This is a genomic window from Neisseria sp. P0009.S007, from assembly GCF_051962515.1.
On record NZ_JBQCVF010000083.1, the window covers coordinates 1 to 10,155 of the forward strand.

Here is a 10,155-nt window from a genome sequence, read left to right on the forward strand (position 1 = left end):
TTGATTTTAAAGAAATAAAAAAACAGTTTTATTGATCTTGGTGTGGATGGATTGTTGACAGTTTGAGTAAGGAGAAGGTTTTTTGTAAATGACGAATAGCAAAAAACCTCTTGATTCAATCAAGAGGTTTTTTTAAATTTGGTGCCCAGGGTCGGACTCGAACCGACACACCTTGCGGCGGGGGATTTTGAGTCCCCTGCGTCTACCAATTTCGCCACCTGGGCTAGCGAAGAAGTCGTCATTATAGCGAGTTCTCGAATCTTGTAAAGCGGTATTTGAAAAAAAATTGAATTATTTTTATATTTATTTGATTTTTAATGAATTAAACTTTTTGAGTTTAATGCCTGTCCAAATGGAAGGTAGGTTTTTAAAACAAAAAAACGGTATTTATCTACAAAAAGGGCTACTTTTAATGTGTTAAACGCGTTAATATGAAGATGTTTTGTTTTTAGACTGGCCGGGTGGTTGTTTGGCCTTATTTATTTGAAACGGTTTTGGAGAAAATTTATGCTTTCCGTTACACGAACTTTCTTACTCAGTGCTATTGCGTTGGCCACCCTGGCTGCTTGTCAGCCTAAAGAGGAAGCCAAAGAGGCTTCTTCGGCGCCTGCCGCTTCTGCCGCACCGGCCGCTTCCGGTGAATCTACTGCCAAAGCGCAAGCGCGTGGTACCGATATGCGCAAAGAAGACATTGGCGGCGATTTTACGTTGACCGATGGCGACGGCAAACCTTTCAGCCTGAGCGATTTGAAAGGCAAAGTGGTTATCCTGTCTTTCGGTTATACCCATTGTCCTGACGTGTGCCCGACCGAGTTGCTGACCTACAGCGATACTTTGAAACAATTGGGCGACCAGGCTAAAGACGTGAAAGTAGTATTCGTCAGCATCGACCCTGAGCGCGATACGCCTGAAGTAATCGGCAAATACGCCAAACAGTTCAACCCTGATTTTATCGGCCTGACGGCTACCGGCGATCAAAGCCTGCCTGTCATCAAACAGCAATACCGTGTGGTATCGGCTAAAGTCAACCAAAAAGAAGACAGCGAAAACTATTTGGTCGACCACTCTTCAGGTGCATATTTGATTGATAAAAACGGCGAAGTGGCGATTTTCTCGCCTTACGGCAGCGAGCCGGAAACGATTGCAGCCGATGTGAAAACTTTATTGTAAAACCGTAGTTGGGGCCGTCTGAAATGGGTTGTGGATTTCAGACGGCCTTCTTGCTTTTGATACGGCAAAGGAAAAGAAAAATGACCGACACACTTTTAACGATTGCTTTATCCAAGGGGCGAATTTTTGAGGAAACCCTGCCGCTGTTGGCTGCTGCAGGTATTGTGCCTGCGGAAGAGCCGGAAAAATCGCGCAAGCTGATTATTGGTACGAATCATGACAATATCCGTTTGGTAATTGTACGTGCAACCGACGTGCCGACTTATGTGCAATATGGTGCGGCGGATTTCGGTATTGCCGGTAAGGACGTGCTGATCGAGCATGGCGGAGATGGCCTGTATCAACCTTTGGATTTGCACATCGCCTCATGCCGCATGATGGTTGCGGTTAAAAAAGGTTTTGATTACGCCGCCGCTTCCAAACCCGGCAGCCGTTTGCGGATTGCCACCAAATATCCCGACATCGCCGCTGAACATTTTGCCGGCAAAGGTGTGCATGTGGACATCATCAAACTATACGGCTCGATGGAGCTTGCGCCTTTGGTCGGTTTGAGCGACGCGATTGTCGATTTGGTTTCCAGTGGCAATACGTTGAAGGCCAATGGTTTGGAAGCTGTAGAACATGTGGCTGATATTTCCAGCCGCTTGGTGGTCAACAAAGCTGCTTTGAAAACCAAATATGAGCTGTTGAATCCGATTATTCAGGCATTTGAAAATGCCGCTAAGGCCGTCTGAAAATTTTGGATAGACATTGCAAACCTGTTTGTCAACCCAGTTTGAAAGCCCCGTCATGATGCAAAGCAAATCGACACTCGATACGATTCTTTCCCATCGCTCCATCCGCAGGTTTACTTCCGAACCGATTGCCGATGAAATCCTCGATACGCTGGTGCGCGCCGGGCAGCAGGCTTCGACTTCCAACAACCTGCAATGCGTTTCCATCATCCGCGTATCCGACCTTGCGCTGAGACAGGGGATACATGAAGCGGCTGGAAGCGCACCTTATATTGTCCATTGTGCGGAATTTTTATTGTTTTGCATCGATTTTTCCAAACACAAGGCAATGTTTCCCGATGCGCAAATTGATTGGGCGGAAGTCACCCTGATTGGCGCGGTCGATGCAGGTATTATTGCGCAAAACGTATTGCTTGCCGCCGAATCGCTTGGGCTGGGCGGCGTGTATATTGGCGCATTGCGCAATAATGCGCAAAAAGTGTCGGACGTATTGAACCTGCCGGATTATTGCGTGCCTTTGGTGGGGCTCTGCCTCGGTTATCCCGACCAAGACCCGCCGTTCAAACCGCGCCTGCCGAAGGAAATGGTGTACGCCGAAAACGCTTGTCCGAGCCTGAATGCCGATGCGGTCGAAACCTATAATCAGGCAGTAGCGGATTATTATGAGTTACGCAAGGGCAGGCCGATACCTTGGAAAGAATCGCTGGCCAAAACCTTGGGCAATCCTGTGCGGCCGCATATGTTGGCGTTTTTGCAGAAAAAAGGTTTTTTGAAAAGATAATGTTCAGACGGCCTGTGCGTGGCTGAGGCCGTCTGAAAACAATAGGAATAAAACAAAGAAGAGAGCAAACCATGAAGAAACTCGACACCCAATCCCCTGATTTTCAAGCCGAACTCAAAGCGTTACTCGCTTTTGAAACCGCGCAAAACCCTGAAATCGACCGTGTTGTTGCCGACATCTGCGCCGATGTTCAAAAACGCGGCGATGCGGCGCTGATTGAATACACCAACCGCTTTGACGGTACATCCGCTCAAACCATCGACGATTTAATCCTGACGCAAGACGATTTGCAGTCTGCGTTTGAGCGTTTGCCTGAAAACATTCAGATAGCCTTGAAAACGGCCGCGAGACGGGTGGAAAGCTACCATAAACACCAAAAAATGGAGTCGTGGACGTACGAAGACGAAGACGGCACGCTTTTGGGCCAACAGATTACGCCGCTTGACCGTGTCGGTATTTATGTTCCGGGCGGTAAAGCCGCTTATCCGAGTTCCGTCATCATGAATGCCATGCCTGCCCACGTTGCTGGCGTGAAAGAAATCATCATGGTCGTTCCCACTCCGAAAGGCGAGCGCAACGATATTGTGTTGGCGGCTGCTTTTGTGGCCGGTGTGACCAAAGTATTTACGGTCGGAGGCGCGCAGGCGGTTGCGGCTTTGGCTTATGGTACGGAATCGGTGCCTCAAGTCGATAAGATTACCGGCCCTGGCAATGCTTTTGTCGCTGCGGCCAAGCGACGCGTGTTCGGCGTGGTCGGTATTGATATGGTGGCAGGGCCGTCTGAAATTTTGGTGATTGCCGATGGTACGACGCCTGCCGATTGGGTGGCCATGGATTTGTTCAGTCAGGCGGAACACGATGAAATTGCACAAGCGATTTTGATCGGTACTTCTCAAGCGTATTTGGACGAAGTTCAGACGGCCATGAACCGCCTGATTGAAACCATGCCGCGCCGTGCGATTATTGAAGCTTCATTGGGCAACCGCGGTGCAATGATTTTGGCTAAAGATTTGGACGAAGCCTGTGAAATCGCCAACTATATTTCTCCCGAACACTTGGAACTGTCGGTCGAAAATCCGCAAGAGTGGGCGAAAAAAATCCGCCATGCCGGTGCGATTTTCATGGGACGCTATACCAGTGAAAGCCTTGGCGACTATTGCGCTGGCCCCAACCACGTTTTGCCGACCAGCCGCACGGCGCGTTTCTCTTCTCCTTTGGGAACATATGATTTCCAAAAACGCTCCAGTCTGATTCAGGTTTCAGAACAAGGCGCGCAGAAGTTGGGCAAAACCGCCAGCGTGTTGGCGCATGGCGAAAGCTTGACCGCGCACGCCAGAGCGGCTGAGTTCCGTTTGAAAGACTGAGTGAAACGTTGGTTAAAGTCGTAAGAAATCAAAAAAAGGGCATCTAAACAGATGCCCTTTTTATTGTGATGAAGGTTTGGTCGATAAGGCATCAGGCCGTCTGAAAACAGGGTTAACGGTTTTTCAGCCAGTCATTACGCATTTGTGCGGCTTCTTCAAAATAGCGGTAAAGCTCGGTTTTGTTGCCTTCTGAAAGGAGTTGTTCCAATTTGGATAATTGTTCTTTCAAGTCGCCGGTCAGTTTGAGCAGGGCAGGGCGGTTGGCCATGCAGATGTCTGTCCAAACGGCAGGATGGCTGGAAGCAATGCGGGTAAAGTCGCGAAAGCCGGTGGCGGCATAGGGGAGATAGTCTTTGCCGTGCGGATGGTCAACCAAAGCATGAACATAGGCAAAGGCGGCCAAGTGCGGCAGGTGGGAAACGGCGGCAAAAATATTGTCGTGTTCTTCGGCGCTCATGGTGGAAATTTGTGAACCAACCGCCTGCCACAGGCTTTTCAGCCGTCTTAGGCCGTCTGAAGCTTCTTGGCCGTGTAGCGTAATGATAAGGCGGCTGTTTTGAAACAAACCGCAACGCGCGGATTTTGCCCCGCTTTGATCCGAGCCGGCAATCGGGTGGGAGGCAAAACATTGCGGCAGGCGGTCGGATAAGTGGGTGCGGAAGGCATTGAGTGCCGATTGTTTGGTGCTGCCGACATCGGAAACGCAGGCTGTATCTTTTAAGAAGGGCTTGATGTCGCGGCATACGTCAGGCAGGACGGAGACAGGCGTGGCAATCAAAACCAAATCGGCATTGCCGATACTTTCGGCGCAAATATTCGGATAGGCATGGTCGATGATACCGCATTCGAGTGCGTAATTGAGGTTGTCGGCATTGGTGTCGATGCCGGTAACGGTTTGCACCAGTCCCAAGCGTTTGAGGTCGAGCATGAACGAGCCGCCGATTAAACCGACGCCGATAAGGGTAATGTGGGGGAAAAAGGCGGAAGTGTTCATGGTTTGAATCCGGTACAAGTGGAAAAGCTTATTTTAATCCGTTATGGAGGTCGTCTGAAAGTTGTCATCAAGGTTTCAGACGGCCTTTTTTATGGTCGAATTTTCATGATTTAGGCATAGAAAACTCCGTTTAGTAGGAGCATGTAACCGATTATCAGATTTTCATACACTAAAATAATCATCTGAATTAGTATAACGTCTTAAAGTAAGTAATTGGTATCTTAAAGTAAATTATTACATCATATTTTATTTTGATTGATATCGAATAAAATAATTCACTCAGAAAGAAGGAATTTATGAGTTTTTCACAAACCGAATTAGTCAACGCAATGCGTTTGCTTTCTACCCGTCTGCCGCAGTTTCCGGAGCAGCAAAACCAAGTATCCCGCATGTTGCGCATCGTAACCGAACGTTTGAGCAGCCATTTGAACGAAAACCTGAAAGCGTTCGGCATCAATGAAAACCTGTGGTTTTCCCTGATGGCGGTTTACGTCAGCCCAAACAGCGAAATCCTGCCTTCGCGCTTGAGCGACTTGATGGACTTGACGCGCACCAGTGCCACACGCCTGTCGGACGACATGGTTGAGCGCGGCTGGGTAGAGCGTTATATCAATCAAAAAGACCGCCGTCAGATTGTGCTAAAATTGACCCCTTCGGGTGAGACCTTCATCCACGAAGTATGGCCGCAAATTGCCCGTCAGAGCGGCCAGGCGTGGGAAGATTTCACGAAAGAGGATTATGATACGCTGCAACACCTGTTGGGTAAACTGTTGAACCGTTTGGGCAATTGACAACAGACGGCCTGATGGTCTGCGGCAGACACACATAAACGGAGTCTGTATGAAATTAGGTTTGGTCAAATCAAGCGTATGCGTTGCCGCTGTTTCGCTGTTGGCGGCATGTGCGCCGTTCGGCAAACAGTCGCCTTTGGATGAGACAACAGCCTATCCGCTGCCGCAAGGCCAATCTGCCGCTACTGCCCAAGACGGCTGGTGGATGAAGCTGAAAGATAAAAAATTAAACAATTTGATTGCTTCCGCCATTCAGACGTCTACCAATCTGCGTGTCGTCAAGGCAAGGTTTGAGCAGGCTCAGGCGCAGCTGGGCGTTGTAGGAGCCGCAAACAAACCGCAAGTCGGTTTGGGCGTTACAGGTCTGGGTGCTTATGTTTCACCCAAACCTCAAGCCGGTATGGTTGATACCGACCATACATTGGTTTTGGCGCACGCAGCCTTACAAGGCAGTTTGGTTTTCGACTTTTGGGGTAAAAACCGAGAGCAGATTCAAGCTGTTTTAGGAAAAAGCAGGGCTGCGGTGTATGAAGCGCATCATATCCGCACTGAGTTGGCTCATGCCGTTGCCGCCCAATATTTTGCGTGGCAGATGGCGACAGAACAACTGGCGCTGCTAGATACGCGCATAGAGTTAGCGGATAAGGCATTGAAACTGATGCAACAACGCGTTAAAGCGCAGCTGGCTCCTGCCGATGCCTTGCACGCTCTGGAAATGGCGCAACAGCAATTACAGCTTGAAAAATCGGCATGGACTCAGAAAAATGAGAAAATCCGCAACAGTCTGGCTGTATTGACCGGCCGAGTGCCGGGTGCATTAAATGGACAGGTTCCGGAAAAAATGGTGGCTGTGCCGTCATTGCCGGTTAGCCGTATTGAAGCGGACTTGTTGGCGGCCCGTCCCGATATCGCGGCACAAAAAGCCTTGCTTGAAGAGAAATGGCATATCGTCAAATCGACTGAGGCAGAGTTTTACCCAAATATCGAGTTGAAAGTTTTGGCAGGTATGACGCACATTGATGCGTTCAATCTGATTCGCGGACGGACTTCCGGTATGTTGGGCATCGTTCCGGCTTTGAATCTGCCATTGTTTACTTCCGGTGCGCTGCAGTCCAAATTGGCGGGCAAACGTGCCCAATATAACGAGCAGGTTGCCGTGTATGACCAAACTGTTTTGAACGCCATGCGTTCGGCGGCAGACGCTGTAGTCGACTATCAAAGCCTGAAAAGCCGACAAGATACTTGGAATAAGATGGTTAATATCGCCGATAAATCTGTGCAAAATGCGAAAGGACGTGTTCGTGCTGGCTTGGATAACGGCTTGACCGCCTTGCAAAAACAAGACGAGGCTGTGCGTACAAAAATGTCGGCGGTTCAATACCATGCAGAATATCTGACAGCTTGGAGTAACCTCAATGCCCAGTTGGGCGGAGGCTTTAAATTGAATAAGAAATAAACGTTTTATCAAAACGTAGGCCGTCTGAAATTAATTTCAGACGGCCTTTTGCTTACCTTATTTACATTTGCTACCGGAAGAAATTATTGTAATGAATAGAGTGTAACTATAGAATATAACCCTTTAGCGCGTAAAACGCGCGTATTGGGGGCTGATGGTATAAGTCAGCTACCCGACAAGACAATAATATCGTTATCACATGTGCAGAATTTAAAGTTGGGACTTATGGATACTCAATCAGAAAAAAATAATGTCCAAAATGAAACGGAAGTAGCCGCTTCTGGCGCTAAAACGCATCGCAAACGCAATTTGGTTATCGTTACACTCCTATTCCTTATTACGGCAGCCGTAGTTGCTTTGGCGTATTTCCTGTTTTGGCAGCATGAAGAAGAAACGGAAGATGCTTATGTGGCCGGTCATTTGGTGATGATTACGCCGCAGGTAAACGGCACGGTGCGCAAAGTCATATATGACGATACGGATGTCGTGAAAAAAGGCGATGTTTTGGTGGCTTTGGACGACAGCGATTTTCAGCTGGCATACGATCGTGCGCAAAATGAATTGATTCAGGCCATCCGTCAAAACAAACAGCAAACTGCGGTCAATTCAAAAGCCAAAGCGCAAGTGTTGTTGCGCAAAGCCGATTTGGCCCGTGCGCAAGCCGATTTGCGCCGCCGCGAATCTTTGGCGGGTACGGAAGCAGTTTCCGGAGAAGAGCTCAGCCATGCCCGTGCTGCTGTGGTTCAGGCTCAGGCTGCATTGAAAGCGGTTGAGGCAGAAGAAGTTTCTGCTCAGGCAGCGTTGGGCAGTAATATTCCTCTGCGCCAACAACCGGCAGTTCAGACGGCCATCAGCCACATTAAAGACGCTTGGCTGAATCTACAACGTACGCAAATCCGTTCGCCGATCGGCGGCCAAATTGCCAAACGCAATGTCCAAGTCGGCCAACGTATCGTGCAAGGTACGCCGATGATGGCTGTTGTGCCTCTGTCTGAATTGTGGGTGGATGCCAACTTTAAAGAGTCGCAATTGCGCAAAATGAAAATCGGCCAGCCTGTTGAAATGACAGCCGATTTGTACGGCAGCAAAGTGGTTTACCATGGCAAGGTAATGGGCTTGTCGGCCGGTACGGGCAGTGCGTTCTCATTACTGCCGGCACAAAACGCAACGGGCAACTGGATTAAAGTTGTGCAACGTGTACCGGTGCGTATCAGTTTGGATGCCAAAGAATTGCAACAAAATCCGCTCCGTGTCGGTTTGTCGATGACTGTTAAAGTCGATATTGCCGAGAAGGGCAGCGGTAAAGCCATGACTGCCGAAGCGGAACGAAATACTGCCTTGCCGGAAACGGAAAGTGTGGATTGGAAAGCCGCCGATGCTTTGATCGATAAAATCTTCGAGCAATACGCAAAATAATCTTTTCAGACGGCCTGAGTCTTTCATTGAAGGCTCAGGCCGTCTGAAATATTGATTCTCTTCAATCGACCGCTTTGGCGGTTGTCTTATAGTTTAAAAATATGAATTATCCGCCGTTACAAGGGTTTAAGCTGGTGTTGGCAACTTTGGCGCTCAGCTTGGCCGTATTTATGGAAGTCTTGGACAGCACCATCGCCAACGTTGCCGTGCCTGTTATTGCAGGGGATTTAGGCGCGGCTACCACGCAGGGGACTTGGGTGATTACCTCATTTGCCGTAGCCAATGCCATTTCCGTTCCCTTGACAGGTTTTTTGGCCAAGCGGTTTGGAGAGGTCAAAATCTTTATCGCCGCTGTGATCGGGTTTGTCGTAACGTCATGGCTGTGCGGTATGGCACATAATCTTCAAGCCTTGGTTTTTTTCCGTGTATTGCAAGGCTTCATTGCCGGGCCATTGATTCCCTTGTCCCAAAGCCTGTTGATGGCTTCTTATCCGCCTGAAAAACGAACATTGGCACTGGCATTATGGGCAATGACCGTCGTTGTTGCCCCTGTATTGGGGCCGATTTTGGGCGGTTGGATTTCGGACAACTGGCATTGGGGATGGATTTTCTTTATCAATATCCCAATCGGGATTTTATCCGCCTCCATTGCTTGGAAACAGCTTAGACACAGGGAAACCGAAATTATTAGGGCGCCGATTGATTACGTTGGGCTGGTGTTGATGATTGTCGGTGTCGGTGCATTGCAAATGATGCTTGATAGAGGCAAAGAGTTGGACTGGTTTGCCTCAGGAGAGATTATCGTTTTGGGCATTACCGCTTTGGTGTTCCTGACATATTTTATTGTTTGGGAACTGGGTGAGAAATACCCGATTGTTGATTTGTCATTGTTTAAAAATAGAAACTTCACGATAGGCGTTGTTGCCACATCGTTGGGCTTTATGGTCTATATGGGCACATTGACCCTGTTGCCTTTAGTGTTGCAATCAAATCTCGGCTATACCGCTACTTGGGCAGGTTTGGCTGCTGCACCGGTGGGTTTTTTGCCGATTATTTTATCGCCGATTATTGGTAAGTTTGGCAATCGCGTCGATATGCGCCTGTTTGTCAGTGCCAGCTTCTTGGTGTTTGCTTACACATTCCATTGGCGCACCGATTTCTATGCCGGTATGGATATGAGCAACGTCGTTTGGCCGCAGTTTTGGCAGGGTTTAGGCGTAGCCATGTTCTTCCTGCCTCTGACCAGTATCACCTTGTCGCATATGAAAGGCAATCAAATTGCTTCGGCCAGTAGCTTGTCTAACTTCTTGCGTGTCTTTATGGGCGGTGTCGGAGTATCTGTTGTCAGCACCATGTGGGAACGACGCGAAGCTCTGCACCATACTCAGCTGACCGAACATATTAATTCATTGTCTTCAATCAGTAACCAATCTATTCAAGGCATGATGG

General features: G+C 48.7%; 9 protein-coding genes and 1 tRNA gene. 8 read left to right on the forward strand and 2 right to left on the reverse strand.

Features of this window, described 5'->3' with window-relative positions:
- Window positions 1–139: 139 nt before the first annotated feature.
- Window positions 140–224, reverse strand: a tRNA-Leu gene (locus ACTHS3_RS08380).
- Between the two features lie 283 nt (window positions 225–507).
- On the opposite strand from ACTHS3_RS08380, the gene ACTHS3_RS08385 reads away from it, so the two are divergent.
- The 4 genes from ACTHS3_RS08385 to hisD all read left to right on the forward strand — a co-directional run bounded on the left by ACTHS3_RS08385 (window position 508) and on the right by hisD (window position 4,049).
- Window positions 508–1,170 (forward strand): SCO family protein, encoded by a 663-nt coding sequence (locus tag ACTHS3_RS08385; protein WP_049349096.1) that lies wholly within the window; start codon window positions 508–510, stop codon window positions 1,168–1,170.
- A gap of 80 nt (window positions 1,171–1,250) precedes the next feature.
- Complete coding sequence (gene hisG / locus ACTHS3_RS08390) at window positions 1,251–1,904, forward strand: ATP phosphoribosyltransferase (RefSeq protein WP_070459238.1); 654 nt, start codon at window positions 1,251–1,253, stop codon at window positions 1,902–1,904.
- A gap of 55 nt (window positions 1,905–1,959) precedes the next feature.
- Complete coding sequence (gene nfsA, locus ACTHS3_RS08395) at window positions 1,960–2,685, forward strand: oxygen-insensitive NADPH nitroreductase (RefSeq protein ID WP_070625003.1); 726 nt, start codon at window positions 1,960–1,962, stop codon at window positions 2,683–2,685.
- 71 nt (window positions 2,686–2,756) lie between these two features.
- Window positions 2,757–4,049 carry a histidinol dehydrogenase gene (gene hisD / locus ACTHS3_RS08400; protein WP_070625005.1) on the forward strand — a complete coding sequence of 431 codons (1,293 nt, stop codon included), beginning with the start codon at window positions 2,757–2,759 and terminating at the stop codon, window positions 4,047–4,049.
- A gap of 112 nt (window positions 4,050–4,161) precedes the next feature.
- Here the strand turns inward: hisD and ACTHS3_RS08405 are convergent, their stop codons facing one another.
- A complete protein-coding gene (locus ACTHS3_RS08405) occupies window positions 4,162–5,043 on the reverse strand; it encodes a prephenate dehydrogenase (protein ID WP_070625007.1) in 882 nt (293 codons plus the stop codon).
- A gap of 296 nt (window positions 5,044–5,339) precedes the next feature.
- On the opposite strand from ACTHS3_RS08405, the gene ACTHS3_RS08410 reads away from it, so the two are divergent.
- The 4 genes from ACTHS3_RS08410 to ACTHS3_RS08425 form a co-directional block, all read left to right on the forward strand.
- On the forward strand, window positions 5,340–5,834 hold the full coding sequence (locus ACTHS3_RS08410) for a MarR family transcriptional regulator (protein ID WP_004521040.1): 495 nt from the start codon (window positions 5,340–5,342) through the stop codon (window positions 5,832–5,834).
- Window positions 5,835–5,883: 49 nt separating this feature from the next.
- Window positions 5,884–7,290, forward strand: a complete 1,407-nt coding sequence (locus ACTHS3_RS08415; protein ID WP_070625009.1) for an efflux transporter outer membrane subunit — start codon at window positions 5,884–5,886, stop codon at window positions 7,288–7,290.
- A 225-nt stretch (window positions 7,291–7,515) separates the two neighbouring features.
- Window positions 7,516–8,706 carry an HlyD family secretion protein gene (locus tag ACTHS3_RS08420; protein WP_070625011.1) on the forward strand — a complete coding sequence of 397 codons (1,191 nt, stop codon included), beginning with the start codon at window positions 7,516–7,518 and terminating at the stop codon, window positions 8,704–8,706.
- A gap of 101 nt (window positions 8,707–8,807) precedes the next feature.
- Window positions 8,808–10,155: DHA2 family efflux MFS transporter permease subunit (locus ACTHS3_RS08425; protein ID WP_440367668.1), on the forward strand; the 1,348-nt coding region annotated here is incomplete at its 3' end.